Source organism: Tateyamaria sp. (assembly GCF_039940735.1).
Taxonomy (GTDB): Bacteria; Pseudomonadota; Alphaproteobacteria; order Rhodobacterales; family Rhodobacteraceae; genus Tateyamaria.
In genome coordinates this window covers 125,612-141,917 of record NZ_JBDVGB010000084.1, presented here as the reverse complement: position 1 = coordinate 141,917, position 16,306 = coordinate 125,612, and the positions used below count along the sequence as shown (strand labels likewise).

General features: G+C 55.7%; 20 protein-coding genes. 14 read left to right on the top strand and 6 right to left on the bottom strand.

Going from position 1 to position 16,306, the window contains the following annotated elements:
- Nucleotides 1-97: 97 nt before the first annotated feature.
- Together ABJF76_RS17700 and ABJF76_RS17695 are read left to right on the top strand one after the other, a co-directional pair.
- Nucleotides 98-2,392, top strand: coding sequence for a hypothetical protein (locus ABJF76_RS17700; protein ID WP_413821030.1), 2,295 nt, complete (start codon nucleotides 98-100; stop codon nucleotides 2,390-2,392).
- Between the two features lie 202 nt (nucleotides 2,393-2,594).
- Complete coding sequence (locus ABJF76_RS17695) at nucleotides 2,595-3,023, top strand: YqaA family protein (RefSeq protein ID WP_413821029.1); 429 nt, start codon at nucleotides 2,595-2,597, stop codon at nucleotides 3,021-3,023.
- A gap of 59 nt (nucleotides 3,024-3,082) precedes the next feature.
- Here ABJF76_RS17695 and ABJF76_RS17690 read toward each other — a convergent pair whose 3' ends face one another.
- Both ABJF76_RS17690 and ABJF76_RS17685 read right to left on the bottom strand, forming a co-directional pair.
- A complete protein-coding gene (locus ABJF76_RS17690) occupies nucleotides 3,083-3,292 on the bottom strand; it encodes a DUF2842 domain-containing protein (RefSeq protein WP_413821028.1) in 210 nt (69 codons plus the stop codon).
- A gap of 12 nt (nucleotides 3,293-3,304) precedes the next feature.
- Nucleotides 3,305-4,600: an adenylosuccinate synthase gene (locus tag ABJF76_RS17685; RefSeq protein WP_413821027.1), complete on the bottom strand. Its 1,296-nt coding sequence runs from the start codon at nucleotides 4,598-4,600 to the stop codon at nucleotides 3,305-3,307.
- A gap of 173 nt (nucleotides 4,601-4,773) precedes the next feature.
- On the opposite strand from ABJF76_RS17685, the gene ABJF76_RS17680 reads away from it, so the two are divergent.
- Nucleotides 4,774-5,169 (top strand): DUF6524 family protein, encoded by a 396-nt coding sequence (locus tag ABJF76_RS17680; protein WP_413821026.1) that lies wholly within the window; start codon nucleotides 4,774-4,776, stop codon nucleotides 5,167-5,169.
- A 128-nt stretch (nucleotides 5,170-5,297) separates the two neighbouring features.
- On the top strand, nucleotides 5,298-5,495 hold the full coding sequence (locus tag ABJF76_RS17675; protein WP_413821025.1) for a hypothetical protein: 198 nt from the start codon (nucleotides 5,298-5,300) through the stop codon (nucleotides 5,493-5,495).
- 51 nt (nucleotides 5,496-5,546) lie between these two features.
- Here the strand turns inward: ABJF76_RS17675 and ABJF76_RS17670 are convergent, their stop codons facing one another.
- Genes ABJF76_RS17670 through nthA form a run of 3 tightly spaced genes read right to left on the bottom strand, consistent with a single transcriptional unit; the run spans nucleotide 5,547 to nucleotide 7,137 of the window.
- Complete coding sequence (locus ABJF76_RS17670; RefSeq protein ID WP_413821024.1) at nucleotides 5,547-5,852, bottom strand: nitrile hydratase accessory protein; 306 nt, start codon at nucleotides 5,850-5,852, stop codon at nucleotides 5,547-5,549.
- Nucleotides 5,849-6,523, bottom strand: a complete 675-nt coding sequence (nthB, locus tag ABJF76_RS17665) for a nitrile hydratase subunit beta (protein ID WP_413821023.1) — start codon at nucleotides 6,521-6,523, stop codon at nucleotides 5,849-5,851. The genes ABJF76_RS17670 and nthB overlap by 4 nt, the downstream gene beginning before the upstream one ends.
- The gene (gene nthA / locus ABJF76_RS17660; protein WP_413821054.1) at nucleotides 6,520-7,137 is read right to left on the bottom strand and encodes a nitrile hydratase subunit alpha; all 618 of its coding nucleotides are present in this window, start codon (nucleotides 7,135-7,137) and stop codon (nucleotides 6,520-6,522) included. The genes nthB and nthA overlap by 4 nt, the downstream gene beginning before the upstream one ends.
- A 153-nt stretch (nucleotides 7,138-7,290) precedes the next feature.
- On the opposite strand from nthA, the gene secG reads away from it, so the two are divergent.
- Nucleotides 7,291-7,653 (top strand): preprotein translocase subunit SecG, encoded by a 363-nt coding sequence (gene secG, locus ABJF76_RS17655; RefSeq protein ID WP_413821022.1) that lies wholly within the window; start codon nucleotides 7,291-7,293, stop codon nucleotides 7,651-7,653.
- Between the two features lie 204 nt (nucleotides 7,654-7,857).
- Nucleotides 7,858-9,501: a CTP synthase gene (locus ABJF76_RS17650; RefSeq protein WP_413821021.1), complete on the top strand. Its 1,644-nt coding sequence runs from the start codon at nucleotides 7,858-7,860 to the stop codon at nucleotides 9,499-9,501.
- 84 nt (nucleotides 9,502-9,585) lie between these two features.
- On the opposite strand, the gene ABJF76_RS17645 is transcribed toward ABJF76_RS17650, so the two are convergent.
- Nucleotides 9,586-10,380, bottom strand: a complete 795-nt coding sequence (locus ABJF76_RS17645) for a hypothetical protein (RefSeq protein WP_413821020.1) — start codon at nucleotides 10,378-10,380, stop codon at nucleotides 9,586-9,588.
- A gap of 92 nt (nucleotides 10,381-10,472) precedes the next feature.
- Here ABJF76_RS17645 and rlmJ point away from each other — a divergent pair, with 92 nt between their 5' ends.
- From rlmJ to ABJF76_RS17605, 8 genes are all read left to right on the top strand, one after another.
- Nucleotides 10,473-11,246, top strand: coding sequence for a 23S rRNA (adenine(2030)-N(6))-methyltransferase RlmJ (rlmJ, locus tag ABJF76_RS17640; RefSeq protein ID WP_413821019.1), 774 nt, complete (start codon nucleotides 10,473-10,475; stop codon nucleotides 11,244-11,246).
- 13 nt (nucleotides 11,247-11,259) lie between these two features.
- Nucleotides 11,260-11,691: a TerB family tellurite resistance protein gene (locus tag ABJF76_RS17635; RefSeq protein WP_413821018.1), complete on the top strand. Its 432-nt coding sequence runs from the start codon at nucleotides 11,260-11,262 to the stop codon at nucleotides 11,689-11,691.
- 26 nt (nucleotides 11,692-11,717) lie between these two features.
- Nucleotides 11,718-12,149, top strand: a complete 432-nt coding sequence (locus ABJF76_RS17630) for a TerB family tellurite resistance protein (protein WP_413821017.1) — start codon at nucleotides 11,718-11,720, stop codon at nucleotides 12,147-12,149.
- Complete coding sequence (locus ABJF76_RS17625) at nucleotides 12,149-12,886, top strand: phosphate/phosphite/phosphonate ABC transporter substrate-binding protein (RefSeq protein WP_413821016.1); 738 nt, start codon at nucleotides 12,149-12,151, stop codon at nucleotides 12,884-12,886. Before ABJF76_RS17630 ends, ABJF76_RS17625 begins: the two co-directional genes overlap by 1 nt.
- A gap of 122 nt (nucleotides 12,887-13,008) precedes the next feature.
- A complete protein-coding gene (locus ABJF76_RS17620) occupies nucleotides 13,009-13,782 on the top strand; it encodes an ABC transporter ATP-binding protein (protein ID WP_413821015.1) in 774 nt (257 codons plus the stop codon).
- Between the two features lie 29 nt (nucleotides 13,783-13,811).
- Entirely contained in the window at nucleotides 13,812-14,543 is a 732-nt protein-coding gene (locus ABJF76_RS17615) for a transporter substrate-binding domain-containing protein (protein ID WP_413821014.1), read from the top strand.
- A 48-nt stretch (nucleotides 14,544-14,591) separates the two neighbouring features.
- Entirely contained in the window at nucleotides 14,592-15,479 is an 888-nt protein-coding gene (locus tag ABJF76_RS17610) for an ABC transporter permease (protein WP_413821013.1), read from the top strand.
- Nucleotides 15,479-16,285 carry an ABC transporter permease gene (locus tag ABJF76_RS17605; protein WP_413821012.1) on the top strand — a complete coding sequence of 269 codons (807 nt, stop codon included), beginning with the start codon at nucleotides 15,479-15,481 and terminating at the stop codon, nucleotides 16,283-16,285. The genes ABJF76_RS17610 and ABJF76_RS17605 overlap by 1 nt, the downstream gene beginning before the upstream one ends.
- The last annotated feature ends 21 nt before the right edge of the window (nucleotides 16,286-16,306 follow it).

Here is a 16,306-nt window from a genome sequence, read left to right as displayed (position 1 = left end):
CAAAATGATACCCTCAAGGGCACAAATTCGGGCCGCTTTGGTCCGGTATGCCCATTAAACCAACCTCCGCAGACAGGCAGAGGACGAGCATCCTATGATGAGTAATAATAAAATTTTAACAGTCTCCTACGGCACGTTTTCATGCACGTTGGAAGGTTTTGACGATAGTTTTGGCACCATGAAAGCCATAGCAGAGTACTTCCGCGACCTTTCCGCGGACGATCGCTATTTCGGCGCCGAACCTGCACAGCCAGACGCAGAAATGCTGACGCGAATCGCCGAGCGCGAGATTTCGCGCCGTGTCGAAGCGCGTGAACATGAAGGGCGAATCGTCCTCAGCGCCTCTGACGCGCAAACAGCCGCCCCTGCCCTAGCGGTTGCCGCCGTTGCAGCGACGCAGGTCACAGCGGACGAAGCTGAACAGATCGAAAGCAACGCGTCCCAAGCAGATGAAGCCGTCGCAGTAAGTGAAACCGTCACGATCAAAGACGACGTCGCTCCAAAAGATGATGCAACAAAAGATGATACAGAAGCACACGCTGTTTCACCTGATCTCACAAAAGCTCCCGACTTAGCGGAAGAAGACGATGGTGTTGTCGTCGCTGAAACCATTGCCGACGAAGCTGTCGAAGACGCCGCCGAAGCATTTTTTGCAGACTCCGCCGAAATGACGGCTTTAGACGACGCAACAGATGAAGACCCGTTGTTTGAAAATGTTGCGGATGCAGGCGAAATGAATGACGTCCCAGCAGATGACGCCGAAGTCGGTTTCGAAGTCGCGCCATCAAACGAAAACTCGCAAGAAGACTTAGAAACCGACGACATCATTGACCCGTCACCTGCCGTTGCCGACAATATCGCGGCCAAATTGCAGCGCATTCGTGCCGTCGTTTCGCAAAGCCAAAAAGACGTCGAAGAAGACGAACTACTCGAAGATCAACATGCCGAAGACCTCGACGTAGACGAAAACGGTGTAAACACAATCGAAGTAGCCGCTGAAGTTGTTGAAACCGTTGAAGCGGATCAACCGGCCCCGGCTAGCGTGGTCGCAGACGCCGCACGCGACATCGAAGACGCGCTTCAGGACGAAGTAGAAGATGACGATGATGACGACATCGCCGCCATGTTGGCACGTTTGGACAAAGGCGACGATGCTGAATTCAAAGTCACCGAAGAAGCCATCATCGAAGAAATTGAACCCGTACAAGAAACTAGCGACACAAAAGAGGACGACTTGGGCCTTGACACACTCGCAGCCCTTTTGGCGGCGGATGACGGTCAAGCAGATCCCGAAGACGCCGACGACAACATCTTTGACGAACACGCGGCCCCAGAACTGACTGAGGCCGAGGACGCACCAGAGGCTAAAGATGCGTCAGAGGCAGAAGGCGCAGAAGACACCACCGCTGTCGAAGAAGAGGTCGCAGCACCAGTCCAGCCACGTCGCACCCGGATCGTGAAAGTCAAACGCGCCGATATCGACGAAGCCCTCGCAAGCGGTCAGTTGGAAGAAATCGAAGACGATGAGGCGGACTCCGCCGCGGACACCTCGCTGTCGCGTAAAGACGAAGCCGATTTATTGGCCGAACTGGCCGAAGTCGAAGCCGAATTGGACGAAGTCGAAACCGAACTGGATGACGAAACCTCGCAGCCAGAAAACACGGCGAATGACATCGATACTATCATCGCAGAATCTGACAAGGACGGCCATGTGGTCGAAGAAGCCGAAGTCAAAGATGATGACGTCACGCGCCTGATGGCCGAAGCCGATAACCAAATGGACGAACCCGAAGGTCACGGACGCCGTAGCGCCTTTGCGCACCTTAAGGCTGCGGTCATGGCGAAAAAGGCAGACGCAGACATCGGCAACGATTCGATCAAGGACGAGGGCGCATTCCGTTCGGATCTGGCATCCGCCGTCAAACCTCGCCGTCCTACCGCCGATGGAACACGTGCTGAACGGGCCGAACGCCCAGATAGTTCGGAATCAACGCCGTTGAAACTGGTGGCCGAACAACGTGTGGACGTCCAACCTGTCGATGCCGGTCCTGTCCGTCCACGCCGTGTCACGGCGGTCCAAGCGCCCGAACCTGCTATGGACGCTCAAGGTGGCTTTGCCGATTACGCGGCAGATCAAGGCGCACATGATCTCCCTGCTCTTTTGGAAGCGGCGGCCAGCTATCTTAGCTTTGTCGAGGGTCGCGACCAATTCTCGCGCCCCCAACTGATGAACAAAGTGCGCCAGGTCGAAAAGGACGATTTCAGCCGCGAAGATGGCTTGCGTTCCTTTGGCCAACTCCTTCGCGCGGGCAAGATCGAAAAGACCAAGGGCGGTCGCTTTGCTGTGACCGGCGACATCGGGTTTCGCCCCGACGAACGCGCCGCCAGCTAAGACAAACCATGATCAATGACCAAAAGGCGCTCCTCATCGGGCGCCTTTTTTTTCGGCCGTGTTAATCTGCCAGTGCAATCAATCATGTGACCTTTGCAGTTCTCGCGAAACGACATATCAGCGGGAACACGTTTGATTTTCGAGGTCAGCCTTTGCATTCCACCAGTATCTTAGCGGTCGAACGCCGGATTTTTACGAACGCATGATTGCATATTTCGGCCTCTTCCTTTCCGCCTTCTTGGCGGCGACCATCTTGCCGATGCAGTCCGAGGCTGTATTGGTCGGCCTGTTGATCGCCGAAATACATCCAGCATTGTTCTTGGTTTTGATCGCCACGACCGGGAACGTCCTTGGATCCTTGATCAACTGGTTCCTTGGGCGGCACCTGTTGAAGTATAAAACAAGCCGCTGGTTCCCATGTTCACAAACCCAGCTTGAACGTGCCCAAAGTTGGTATGGCCGCTACGGGCGCTGGACGCTTTTGGGCAGTTGGCTTCCAGTGATCGGAGACCCGCTGACAGTTGTTGCGGGCCTCATGCGGGAACCCATCAGTTCGTTTGTTGTGCTGGTCACAATCGCAAAAGCCGCGCGATACATTGGGCTTGCTGCAGTGACGCTCGCCTGGCTTTGACCACCAAATCGGCATGCGCAGCGCGCATCATAGGCGGGGCGAGCGTCGTTCAAAGCCCATCAGGCATCCGGGTCAGGCTGCCCAATTCCCTTAAAAACGTACTTAAGCGGAAATGCCCAAAGCACGCCAAGGCCGATGTAAATCAGCAACTCGACCAATATCGAAGGGCGTTCAAACAGCCCCACAACGCTCACGGCCATCACGATATAAAGCGGCAGGCCGAAGACCAAAATCAAACCTGCCAGCCATTTGCGCGCCTTATAGCTCACCGCAAACCTCCCTTAATCCGCAAACGGGTCACGGACCAGAATCGTGTCCTCCCGCTCGGGTGAGGTGGACAGTAGCGCAACCGGGCAGTCAATCAACTCTTCAACGCGGCGCACGTATTTGATGGCATTGGCCGGCAGATCCGCCCAAGAGCGCGCGCCCTCGGTCGATTCGGACCAGCCGGGCATTTCTTCGTAAACCGGCGTGCAGCGCGCTTGTTGGTCAGCGGCTGTTGGCAAATAGTCCAGCGTGGTGCCGTCCAGCTCATAGCCGACGCAGATTTTCAATGTCTCAAAGCCGTCCAAAACATCCAGTTTGGTAAACGAAATGCCATTCACGCCCGACGTCGCGCAAGTCTGGCGCACAAGGCAGGCATCAAACCAGCCACAGCGCCGCTTGCGCCCGGTCACAGTGCCAAATTCATGGCCCCGTTCGCCCAAACGCTGCCCATCCGCATCGTCCAGTTCCGTTGGAAACGGTCCTTCGCCAACGCGGGTTGTATAGGCTTTGACGATGCCAAGCACGTAATCGATCGCACCCGGCCCAAGGCCAGTTCCCGTAGCCGCCTGGCCCGAAATCACGTTCGAAGACGTCACAAAGGGATAAGTGCCAAAATCGATGTCCAACAGCGCGCCTTGCGCCCCTTCAAACAAGATGCGTTTGCCTGCTTTGCGCTTTTCATTCAGCACTTTCCAGACAGGGGCCGCATAGGACAAAATTTCGGACGCAACGGCGCGCAACTGTTCCAGCAACGCATCGCGGTCAACAGGATCAATGCCAAGACCGCGGCGCAGCGGGTCGTGGTGTTGCAAAGCGCGGTCTACGCGAGCGACCAAAGTTGCGTCATCGGCCAAATCGGCAACGCGCACCGAACGACGCCCCACTTTGTCTTCGTAGGCGGGCCCAATGCCGCGTCCGGTCGTCCCGATCTTGGTTCCAGCCTGTGCGCCATCTTCGCGTGCGCGGTCGAGTTCGCCGTGGATCGGCAGGATGAGCGGCGTGTTCTCCGCAATCATCAATGTTTCGGGCGTGATTTCGACCCCCTGAGAACGGATCGAATCGATCTCTTTCAGAAGGTGCCATGGATCCAGCACCACCCCGTTGCCAATGACAGACAGCTTGCCACCGCGCACCACACCCGAAGGCAGCGCATTCAGTTTATAAACCTTGCCATCAATGACCAGCGTGTGCCCCGCGTTGTGCCCGCCCTGAAAGCGCGCGATCACATCGGCACGCTCGCTCAGCCAATCGACAATCTTGCCTTTGCCCTCATCGCCCCATTGCGCGCCGACAACCACTACATTGGCCATGCTGGACCCCTTTTGCTTCAAACCCGCGCACCTATAGCGATGCGCGCGGCATTGGAAAACCGCTATCTGCGACTCGACGGGCTGAAAATATCCATGTCACAGGCTTCCACCGCTTGAGCACGCGCAGATTTCACGCCATCAAGGCAGCGAAACCATCAGGAATGAGTAACGATATGGGATTTTTTTGGCGCTGGCTTTGTGCATTTGGGCTTTTGGCGGTCACCTATAACCCAACGCAATATAACTATGTCCGCTGGATTCTTGATTTCGGGCGCGACAATCTTTCGATAGCCGTGCTTGTCGGGCTGTTCTTACTGATCGGTTACATCATTTACTTACGCGCCACTCTCCGGTCGATTGGGACGTTCGGCATGTTGCTGGTGCTGGCCGTCGCCGGTGCAATGATTTGGGTACTTTATGATCTGGGGATTTTACGTCTGGATGATCCCGGTTTGATCACGTGGCTTGCATTGCTTGCACTATCACTGGTGTTGGGCATCGGCCTAAGTTGGAGCCACGTGCGTCGTTATCTGTCTGGTCAGTCAGACATCGACGACGTCGACGAATAACGGGCGCAACGGGTTTCCGGTTAGGCGGAAAATCGCGAACGTCCCTTGACCAATTGGCGAACTGTTGGTTTCCTCAGATTATTCATGACTAAATTTATCAATGCACTTAAAAAATAAAGGAATATCAAATGCTTGCGTCAATCGGGAAAATTATGCAGAGTGTAACCAAACACGAAAAAGAATTGAAAAAAGGGTTCACCGAAGTTCAAAAAGAGTCAAACAACGATCCCAAGATTAAAAAAATGGTGCAGGAATTGCAGAAAATGCAGGCGCAGCAAAAAAAGCTCTTGGGCGAGCTCAAGAAAACTGCCGAAAAAACGAAATAGCCCTCGGCTGGCCGTGAATTTACAAATGCTTCTATGTCGGCTTTTGGCGCTCTAAAGTTTCACGGCCATGCCATGCGGCGTCCGCAAATATGCGGCTTCCCATTTGGTGCGCATCTGTTGAACAGCATCAGGGGCGGCAGCGCCCGAATCCGCCAAAAGCGCTTCCAGAGTCTCCAACCATGCGGCGAAATAGTCGTCGCCACCGTTCAGATCACGCTCCAGCCCGTTCTGCTTTAGTGTCGCCCCAAAGCGTACGGCCCAGTCAGGCCATGCAAACAGCCCGGCCTCATTCAGGTGTACTGTCAGTGCAAAAAGTTGCGCGTGCCATGGTGCTTCAAAAGCGGGTTCCGGTCTCATGGCTGCTCCAGATAGCTGTCCCACAGATCAAGGATCACTTCATCGCTTGGGTGTTCGGGATGTGCCCACAGATCGCCTGCCTTGATTGCGACGGCATAAAGAGGTTCAGGCGCGTCGCCCTGCCCATGCGCGTTGCGGTCAGGCAAAACGTGGTGCCCATGTAGGCGCACGACGTGCCCCGTGGCACCTGCGGCATAGGCCGGAAGCCGGGTGTGCCCGCCGGGAACTGTAAGGTTTTCAGGCAGTGTGCGCAAAACCACTGTGTCACCCGCCGTAAAGCGTGGTTCCATCACAGCTGGCCGCGTCGCGGGACCACCCGCGGACAATGTAGCGGCCACAGCGTCGGCTTTGAGCTGTCTCGATGTCAAATCACTAATGCCTTGCCCCTGCCCTGTGGCCAGTTCGTCGCGGCTGACTGCCCCTTTTTCGACCAGTAAGTCTGCAAGTCCTGCGATCCATTTTTCGTAATAGGAAAAACGCGCGTAATCTTTGGGGGTAAGGCGTTCACGGGAGTGGCGCGAGATGTCGATGTTCCACAAACCTAAAGAGCCACATGCCAGCGTCAGCGCTAATGCGCGTGGGTGCCAGTCAGCGTGAAAACGCACGTCTTCTGCTTCGGGCTCGATAGGGCCATCCCCAAATCGCCCCCCCATGTCATGCGGACGCGTCACGGCGCACCAGCCAATCCGCAACCGATCATCGAATCACGACTGACGAGGTCCATCAATGCGGCTTGATCCAACCCTTCAGTGCCGGGCGGGCGTTGCGGCAGCACCAAATAACGTACCTCGGCGGTCGAATCCCAGATACGCACGGCGCTGTCCTTTGGTAAGGTTACGCCAAATTCTGCCAACACTTTGCGCGGCTCACGTACGGCGCGTGCGCGGTATGCATCCGACTTGTACCAACCCGGCGGAATGCCAAGCAATGGCCACGGATAGCAAGAACACAGCGTGCAAACGACCATGTTGTGCAGCGTGTCGGTATTTTCGACCACAACCATATGTTCGCCCTGACGGCCGTAAAAGCCCATCTCTACCAACAAGGGATCGGCATCGGCCAGCAATGCGGCCTTAAAATCCGCATCCATCCAAGCGCGCACCACGACCTGCGCACCATTGCGCGGGCCGATGCGGTTTTCATAGGTGTCGATGATTTCGTCTAGAGCTGCGGGGTCGATCAACCCTTTTTGAGTCAGGATCGTTTCCAGTGCCTTGACGCGCAATGCGGGTTCTGGCGGCAACAGGCTGTGCGGGTGGTCGTGGTCTGAATGATCATGGGGCATAAATCCGAGTTTGCGCGAGGCGTCGTGACAAATCCAGCCCCCAAACGCACATCCAAATGTGCAAGCGTGCGGATTAGCGTGAAAGACGGCTTGCGGGTCAAAGCGTTTCTGCATAGATACCGCCCATCGCGCAGCAAAGGGCTAATCCACCTCATGGAAACTGTCGTTCTTATCGTCCATCTGTTCCTCGCCCTCGGTTTGATCGCCGTTGTGCTGATGCAGCGCTCCGAAGGGGGCGGTCTGGGTATGGGTGGTGGTGGTGGCGCCAATGCAGGCCGATCCGCGGCAACTGCTCTTGGCAAAATCACATGGGGGCTGGCGATTTGCTTTATCGGCACGTCGATTACCCTAACCATCTTTGCCGCTGAAAATGCATCTGGCAACTCTGTGATCGACCAATTGGGCATCACGCCGCCTGCGCAAAACGCACCCGATAGCGATCTTGTCCCACCGGGGGACGACTTGTTGCCACCAACGGCTGAAGACGACGCGCCGCTGGTTCCAATCGCCGATTGATCCTGTGCGTCGGGCCTGAACCGGCCCGACCGCCCCGCTTAACCTACGAAATATTGAGACAAGGCAAAGCGCTTCAACATCATGTTGCGTATGCCTTGCCCCTGCAAACCGAATCCTGTTATACTGAGGTCCCGTGGGGAACGCATTTTTTGCGCGTCCTCAAACAGGCCTTGAGCCCAGATTGAACCACGGGAGTACCCAGCCATGGCGCGCTATATCTTTATCACCGGCGGTGTTGTGTCCTCATTGGGCAAGGGCCTTGCCTCGGCCGCTTTGGGCGCATTGTTGCAAGCCCGTGGCTTTTCGGTGCGCTTGCGCAAGCTTGACCCCTATTTGAACGTCGATCCGGGCACGATGTCGCCTTTTGAACATGGCGAAGTGTTTGTTACCGATGACGGCGCCGAAACCGATCTGGATTTGGGCCATTACGAACGCTTCACTGGCGTGGCTGCGCGCAACACCGACTCGATTTCTTCGGGCCGCGTGTATTCCACGGTTCTGGAAAAAGAACGCCGTGGCGATTACTTGGGCAAAACGATCCAAGTCATCCCCCATGTGACCAACGAAATCAAAGACTTCATCAACGTGGGCGACGACGAAGTCGATTTTATGCTGTGCGAAATCGGTGGCACGGTGGGCGACATTGAAGGCTTGCCGTTCTTTGAAGCCATCCGCCAGTTTTCTCAGGACAAACCGCGTGGGCAGTGCATTTTCATGCACCTTACCTTGTTGCCGTTCATCAAAGCCTCGGGCGAATTGAAAACCAAACCGACGCAGCACAGTGTCAAGGAACTGCGCTCTATCGGTATTGCGCCTGACATCCTTGTCTGCCGTTCCGAAGGGCCGATCCCCAAGAAAGAACGCGAAAAACTGGCCTTGTTCTGCAATGTGCGCCCCGAATCCGTGATTGCCGCCCAAGACCTTTCGACCATCTATGATGCCCCCCTCGCCTATCACCGCGAAGGCATGGATCAGGCCGTGCTCGATGCTTTTCAAATCAGCCCAGCGCCCAAGCCAGACTTGAGCAAATGGGAAGACGTGTCAGATCGCATCCACAACGCCGAAGGCGAAGTGAAAGTCGCGATTGTGGGCAAATATGTGCAGCTTGAAGATGCGTACAAATCCATCGCCGAGGCCCTGACCCACGGTGGCATGGCCAATCGTGTGCGCGTCAAAATCGAATGGGTCGACGCCGAACTGTTCGAAAACAAAGACCCCGCGCCATATCTCGAAGGCTTTCATGCCATCCTCGTGCCCGGCGGTTTTGGCGAACGCGGCACCGAAGGCAAAATTAAAGCAGCCGAATTCGCCCGCACCCGCAAAGTGCCCTATCTTGGCATCTGTTTGGGTATGCAAATGGCTGTCATCGAAGCGGCCCGCAATGTGGCTGGCATGACCACCGCCGGTTCCGAAGAATTCGACCACGAAGCGGGTAAAAAGCGTTTTGAACCCGTGGTTTACCACCTCAAAGAATGGGTGCAGGGCAATCACAAAGTCGAACGCAAAGTGGGCGATGACAAGGGCGGCACCATGCGTCTGGGTGCATACGATGCCGTCTTGAGCGAAGGGTCCCGCGTTGCGGACGCCTATGGCACCACCTCAATCGACGAACGCCACCGCCACCGCTACGAAGTTGACGTAAAATACCGCGAACAGCTGGAAAAAGCAGGCTTGAAATTTTCGGGTATGTCGCCAGATGGCAAACTGCCCGAAATCGTGGAATGGCCCGACCATCCGTGGTTCATCGGGGTGCAGTTCCACCCTGAACTCAAATCAAAACCCTTCGAGCCGCACCCGCTGTTTGAGGATTTTGTGCGTGCTGCGACGGAAGTATCGCGACTAGTGTAAGGCCGCGGCAAAGTCTGGTTTGAGCCCAATTTGACCGATGCTGCAAGTCGTTTGAAGGTCAGCTTTCTGATCTTTTGTGATCAGCTACTGGTCGATATTCCTTCGCCAGACCATCAATGCAAAGTGCCTTCCATCTCCAAGATAATTTGGCAGTGCGAGGCAATGTCGAAAACCTGCGTGGTATGCAATTCCAGTCGGGTTCAACCCTGAACGCACTTGATCGTGCGGGTCATCGATGCATGAGCGTTGGAATGGAGTTGTTCCGGATCTTTCTCTACGGCCGGGGAACCGTGTCGCTATCGCTACACCAGCCAAGCCCTGTTTGACCGCCAAATTTTGTAGTGCGATCAAAAGTGGGCCAATCTCCTTCGTTACGTGGGCATGTCCAGGACCAGCAGTGTACGCTAAGCGGCTGACATACAGCCATTGCCCCCGTTTTTGATGGCCCAAAGTTTTTCCACCCGCTGTAGCATCTGACCAAGCGATTGGTTCTTCTATTGCCTTTATGGAAGTACGAACAGCACATGCAAAACTGATAATGTGATCGTCTTCTTCGCTTACGAAAATACCTTGCGGGTACATCGAAAAGTACGCTTCGAGCGTTTCCTTGCTGTGGTTCGGGTGACAAAATGCCAGTGATCTAGACCCAATGGAAGTATGGCCAGGTCGCTTTGGCAAGCGTGACATCTCGGCCAGGTCCTCAAATTTTGCCCGACGGGCAGCGGTATAATTTAAAGACATAGATTCCCAAGCTTCTTTAACAATGTACAAACAGCTTAACGATTTGATCGACCGAAGAAAGCAGACGTTGATTTCTTCGGTTCGAACGGCAGTTAGGTCGCGCACAACCGACTTTAACCTTACCTTAACAAACTCCACCGCACGGTCCGTTAACCGTTGATTCGTGCCGCCACCCCAAAACGCCCCCCTTAGCCGTTGCGCGTACGCGCCAGTGCGCTACACCCCACCGTATGCTTAGCTATCAACACATCTATCACGCCGGAAACCTTGCGGACGTCCACAAGCACAGCCTTTTGGCGTGGATGCTTGAATATCTCACGCGCAAGGACAAACCCGTCAGCTATATTGAAACCCATGCGGGGCGTGCTCTTTATGATTTGACCTCGGATGAGGCGGTCAAGACAGGCGAAGCCGCCCAAGGGATTGCACGGGCCAAAACATGGTTTTCGCCCGATCATCCCTATTCCAAGGCCTTGAACCAAACCACCGAAACCCATGGTGAAAATGCCTACCCCGGGTCTCCGATGATTGCGGTGCAAACCTTGCGCGAAAGTGACACAATCACGCTGGCCGAATTGCACCCGACCGAACATTTGAACCTCGAACTGGCGTTGCCGACAGCAAAATGCTGGCGCACCGACGGCTTTATGATGGGCCATTCCATGTGTCCACCAACGCCGCGTCGTGGTCTTATGTTGATCGATCCGAGCTTTGAAATCAAAGATGACTACGACACCATCCCCGGTCACATAAAAAAATACGCACGTGCATGGAACGTGGGTGTCATTGCATTGTGGTATCCAATTTTAACCGCAGGGTCACACCACAACATGCTGAAAATACTAGAAAGTAACCACCCTGACGCGCTCCGCCACGAAGTCCGGTTCCCCCCTGCTCGCCCAGGTCACGGCATGATCGGATCGGGCCTGTTTGTGATTCGACCGCCCTTTGGACTTGCCGAAGAGGGCGCAAAATTGAAAACTCGCTTTGATGCTTTAAATTAAGGGGACATCTGCCATGTTCGAACGCCTGTTTCCGAAACGCCCCAAGGAAAAGCCGACTCTGCCCGAACCGACGCCGCAGCTTGCACTTGGTGCGCTGCTTGTGCGGATCGCGATGGCGGATCGACATTACCGCGCGTCGGAAATCGGGGCCATCGACAAGATACTTACGGCGACCTTCTCTCTCAACCCTATCGAAGCTGCCAAATTGCGCGCCACCTGCGAAGCGCTTGAACGCGACGCCCCCGGCACACCGGAATTTGCCGAACTCCTGCGCGGCGCTGTGCCCTACGAGGATTGCCTGTCACTTGCGGACGCGATGTGGGCGGTGATGCTTGCAGACGGCGAGCTGGTCGCGATTGAAGAGGCAACCTTGCATCAAATCGAGGCTGCAATCGGTATAACTCCTGAAGACAGCGTAGAAATCAAAAAGCGTGCGCTTGGATAAAGCCACTCAAGGACTAAGTACATTTTATGTTCCAAGACCTCCTCAAAAGACTAATTCAACCTAACCCTGCCCCCATCGCGGACGCAGACGCGCGCCTTGCGCTGACGGCTTTGCTGGTGCGCGTGGCCCGTTCGGACAACGATTATAGCAGCGACGAACAGCAGTTGATCGACCAAATCACGCAAGACCGCTATGGGCTGTCGCTTGCCGAGGCCCAAGCTCTGCGCACCGAAGGTGAGGCGATGGAGGCTGCGGCCCCCGATACCGTCCGCTTTACCCGTGCCATCAAAGACAGCGTCGCCTATGAAGACCGCCTCGCGGTGATCAAAGCGCTTTGGAAAGTCGTGCTGGCCGATGGCAAACGCGCCAAGGAAGAAGACGCGCTTTTGCGCCTTGTTACCAATCTGTTAGGTGTATCCGACCCCGACAGCGCCAGAGCACGTCAACAGGTATCCTAGTGATAGCGTCACTCGGTATGTACGACATGGCGCACCTTAAGAACGCCCATGACAGACTGTGGCGCGCCATCCGATCCGAACTGGGGTTTGGCCCCCGCGCCTTGACCCGAGGCGGCGACCCTTGGGTGGAATGGCAATCAAGCGATCTGCTGCTGGGACAGACTTGCGGCTTGCCCTATCGTGCCCGCCTGCATGATCAAGTCGCACTTGTGGGCACGCCTGACTACGACCTGCCCGATTGCCCTGCGGGATATTACTTTAGCTATCTGATCCGGCGGCGTGATGATCCGCGCGACTTGGCCGAACTTAGCGCACGCGGAACCTTGGCCTACAACGAGCCATTGTCCCAATCTGGCTGGGCCGCCCCTTTGGCGCATATGGCGCAACACGATTTGCGGCCCATACGTACACTTCAAACCCACGCACACATTGCAAGCATCAACGCAGTTCTGGACAAACGGGCGGATTATGCGGCCATCGACGCGCTTACCCTGCTGTTGTGGGGGGCCAATGACACCGACGCCGTTGCCTTGCTTGATGCGTTTGAGCGCACAGATCCAACACCCGCATTGCCCTTTATCACGGCGCAGGGGCGCGACACGGCACCCATCGCGACAGCCATAAAGCGTGCCATCGCCTCACTGGCGCATGAAGACCGTCATGATCTGCGCCTAAAAGGGCTGATCCAGGTTCCCAAAGCCGACTACCTTGCTCTGCCGATTCCGCCAGCATTCTGATCATTCTGTCGCCAGAGCCTGCCGAATTGGGTATTCTACCCGCCAATCCGTCAATTTGGACGTAGACTCAGTGTCAAAATTGCGCCCATATAATCGACAACGAACAAATTGAGACTGTGATTTTGTCAGATCAGCCCGTCATCGAAATTCGCAACCTACACAAGGCCTATGGCCAGCTAGAGGTATTGAAAGGCGTCGACATCGCCGCCAAACGCGGCGACGTGGTGACGCTGATCGGATCATCCGGGTCTGGCAAATCCACGCTTTTGCGCTGTTGCAACCTGCTTGAAGACAGCCAGCAAGGCGAAATGCTGTTCAAGGGCGAACCCGTCACTTGGAAGGGCGCAGACCACAGCCGACGCCCGGCTGATCCCAAACAAGTGCTTCGCATTCGCACGAACCTGTCCATGGTGTTTCAACAGTTCAACCTTTGGGCCCATATGACGATCTTGCAAAACGTGATGGAAGCCCCCGTAACCGTATTGCGCCGCGACCCTGCCCAGGTCGAAAAGGCCGCGCGGGCCTATCTGGACAAAGTCGACATCGGTGACAAATGCGACGTTTACCCGGCTCAATTATCGGGTGGCCAACAACAACGTGCCGCGATTGCGCGCGCGCTGTGTATGGAACCCGAAGCCTTGCTGTTTGACGAACCGACATCCGCCCTTGATCCCGAACTGGAACAGGAAGTTATTCGCGTGATCAAAGACTTGGCCGGTGAAGGACGCACCATGCTAATCGTCACCCATGATATGAAACTGGCCGCTGATGTGTCTGACCACGTTGTGTTCCTGCATCAAGGCTTGATCGAAGAACAAGGGGCGCCAACTGATCTGTTTGGCGCGCCCAAATCCGAACGTCTGCGCGGGTTTCTATCTGCAACCCACGCCGCGTAAATTATAAAAAACCAACGGGAGTAATACTTATGAAATCCATCCTTCTTAGCACTGCTATTGTCGCAATTACGGCCACTTTCGCCGCTGCCGACGGACATTCCGTCGTGCGCATGGGCACCGAGGGCGCCTATGCGCCTTACAACTTCATCAACGATGCGGGCGAAGTCGACGGCTTTGAACGCGAGCTGGGCGACGAAATGTGTGCCCGCGCGGAACTGACCTGCGAATGGGTCAAGAACGACTGGGACAGCATCATCCCTAACCTCGTGTCTTCGAACTATGATACCATCATGGCCGGCATGAGCATCACGGATGAGCGCGACGAAGTCATTGATTTCACACAAGACTATTTCCCACCCACGGCTTCTGCCTATGTAGGTGCCGCTGACGGTGCCGATTGGGAAGGCGGCGTAGTCGCTGCACAGACTGCGACCATTCAAGCCGGTCACATCGCTGAAGGTGGCGCAACGCTGGTTGAATTCGCTACACCCGAAGAAACAGTCGCAGCCGTACGCAACGGCGAAGCGGACGCGGTGTTTGCTGATGCAGACTACCTCGCACCATTGGTCGAAGCCTCTGGTGGCGAATTGGTCTTTATCGGTCCGGACGTCCCTCTTGGCGGTGGCGTAGGGATGGGCCTGCGCGAATCCGACGCCGAGTTGAAAGGGAAATTTGACGCCGCCATCACCGCAATGAAGGCCGATGGTTCGCTTAATGCGCTGTTGGTGAAGTGGTTCGGCGAAGAAACGGCCCAGTATTGATCAAAAGGCTTGGGCGGGGATTATTTCCCGCCCTACCGCTGACCCCAGATGTTTGCCCATTGTACCGACCCTGACACGCTGAACCGCGTGTGGTGGCTAACTTGCTACCTGACAACAGGTGTGCATTTTTCATTTTATTACAGTTTCTTCAAAGTGATCGGCATACTGGCCGTCACTGCCCCTGTCGCATTGGCCTTTGGTTTTGGCGGCGCGATGGCTGCGCGGTCGCAAATTGCGCCCGTATCGTGGTTTGGCAAAGGCTACATATCAGTTGTGCGCGGCGTGCCCGACATTGCATTTTTTCTGTTCTTCGTGATTGCGCTGGATCAGGGTTTTGAATGGATGCGCCACCAAGCTCTGTGCCCTGACTGGACGGACCCGATCCGCCAAGGCAACGATTTTCTGGTCTGCCCGCAAGCTAAACTGCCACTTGGAACCGCCCCCCAAACGGTGCATCAGCTTTATGCTTTTGCTTTGGCGGTCACCACCTTTGCCATCGTTTTTGGCGCTTTCGCGGCCAATGTGTTGTTTGGCGCAATGCGCGCTGTGCCCAAAGCGCAGCTTGAAACGGCCGAAGCTTACGGCATGTCACCGCGTCAGACTTTTTGGCGTATACTGGTACCGCAAATGTGGGTCTTTGCCCTGCCCGGCCTTTCCAACCTTTGGCAAGTGCTGATCAAGGCCACACCACTGCTGTTTCTTCTGGGGATCGAGGACGTGGTCTATTGGGCCCGCGAACTTGGTGGCACCAAAACCCCGCAATTCACCGCCTATCCGCACGGCGATTTGCGCATGTGGTACTTCTTGGCCCTGCTGCTGTTTTACTTGTTCATGACCTGGGGGTCTGAGAAAATCTTAGCCCGCATTATGACGCGTCTGACCCGTGGCCAAGCCACATCCGGTGGCGAAGCGCAACGCAAGGGGGCGGCGACCTGATGTCTTGCATCCAAACCATCCAAGACTACGGCTTGCGCGCCATCGGCATTGGTGAACGCCTGCTGCCCCGGTCCGACTTTACACTGTGCGAGCAGTTCACCCTGATCGGATCCGGCATGATCTGGAACGTCTATTTCGGCGTGATGGCCTTGTGCACCGGATTCTTATTCGCCACGGCCATCGCGGTCGCCAAAGGTGCGGCCAACCCATGGGTGCGCAAACCTGCTGAGTGGTTCATCTTTGTGTTTCGCGGCTCGCCGCTGTTCATCCAATTCTTCTTTGCTTACTTCTTTTTCCTCAGCCTCAAGGGCACGTACCCGTTCTTTTCGCCGTTTACCGCCGCATGGTTGGGTGCGTTGATCGTGCTGTTTTTGAATACAGCCGCCTATAGTGCCGAAATCTTTTACGGCGCACTGCAATCCATACCCAAAGGCGAAGTCGAAGCCGCAGATGCCTATGGCCTATCCGGTTGGTCGCGTTTTCGCCGCATCGTGTGGCCCACCATGCTGCGCCTTGCATGGCCGGCCTACACGAACGAAGCGATCTTTTTGTTCCACGCCACAACGCTGGTCTATTTTTCGGGGTTTCCTGCGTGGCAGCAACGTGGCGACGCGCTCTATTACGCCAGCTATTTTGCGGACAAGACGTTCAACCCCTTTGTCCCTTACCCCATTCTGGCAATGTACTTTATTTTGCTTACCTTGGTCATTATCAGCGTCTTTGGGCTGGTAAATGCGCGCCTCAACCGCCACCTTCCAGCCAACACCCGCCAAAGACTACGCCCGCGCCCCAATCTTATCCGCTAAGGTGGTTAAGGCGTGCCTGTC

Excerpts from the sequence above, each read along its gene's own strand:
- ABJF76_RS17700 (WP_413821030.1), top strand. The coding sequence starts at position 98 with ATGAGTAATAATAAAATTTTAACAGTCTCCTACGGCACGTTTTCATGC.
- ABJF76_RS17695 (WP_413821029.1), top strand. The coding sequence starts at position 2,595 with ATGATTGCATATTTCGGCCTCTTCCTTTCCGCCTTCTTGGCGGCGACC.
- ABJF76_RS17685 (WP_413821027.1), bottom strand. The coding sequence starts at position 4,600 with ATGGCCAATGTAGTGGTTGTCGGCGCGCAATGGGGCGATGAGGGCAAA.
- ABJF76_RS17680 (WP_413821026.1), top strand. The coding sequence starts at position 4,774 with ATGGGATTTTTTTGGCGCTGGCTTTGTGCATTTGGGCTTTTGGCGGTC.
- ABJF76_RS17675 (WP_413821025.1), top strand. The coding sequence starts at position 5,298 with ATGCTTGCGTCAATCGGGAAAATTATGCAGAGTGTAACCAAACACGAA.
- ABJF76_RS17670 (WP_413821024.1), bottom strand. The coding sequence starts at position 5,852 with ATGAGACCGGAACCCGCTTTTGAAGCACCATGGCACGCGCAACTTTTT.
- nthA (WP_413821054.1), bottom strand. The coding sequence starts at position 7,137 with ATGCCCCATGATCATTCAGACCACGACCACCCGCACAGCCTGTTGCCG.
- secG (WP_413821022.1), top strand. The coding sequence starts at position 7,291 with ATGGAAACTGTCGTTCTTATCGTCCATCTGTTCCTCGCCCTCGGTTTG.
- ABJF76_RS17650 (WP_413821021.1), top strand. The coding sequence starts at position 7,858 with ATGGCGCGCTATATCTTTATCACCGGCGGTGTTGTGTCCTCATTGGGC.
- rlmJ (WP_413821019.1), top strand. The coding sequence starts at position 10,473 with ATGCTTAGCTATCAACACATCTATCACGCCGGAAACCTTGCGGACGTC.
- ABJF76_RS17635 (WP_413821018.1), top strand. The coding sequence starts at position 11,260 with ATGTTCGAACGCCTGTTTCCGAAACGCCCCAAGGAAAAGCCGACTCTG.
- ABJF76_RS17630 (WP_413821017.1), top strand. The coding sequence starts at position 11,718 with ATGTTCCAAGACCTCCTCAAAAGACTAATTCAACCTAACCCTGCCCCC.
- ABJF76_RS17615 (WP_413821014.1), top strand. The coding sequence starts at position 13,812 with ATGAAATCCATCCTTCTTAGCACTGCTATTGTCGCAATTACGGCCACT.
- ABJF76_RS17610 (WP_413821013.1), top strand. The coding sequence starts at position 14,592 with ATGTTTGCCCATTGTACCGACCCTGACACGCTGAACCGCGTGTGGTGG.
- ABJF76_RS17605 (WP_413821012.1), top strand. The coding sequence starts at position 15,479 with ATGTCTTGCATCCAAACCATCCAAGACTACGGCTTGCGCGCCATCGGC.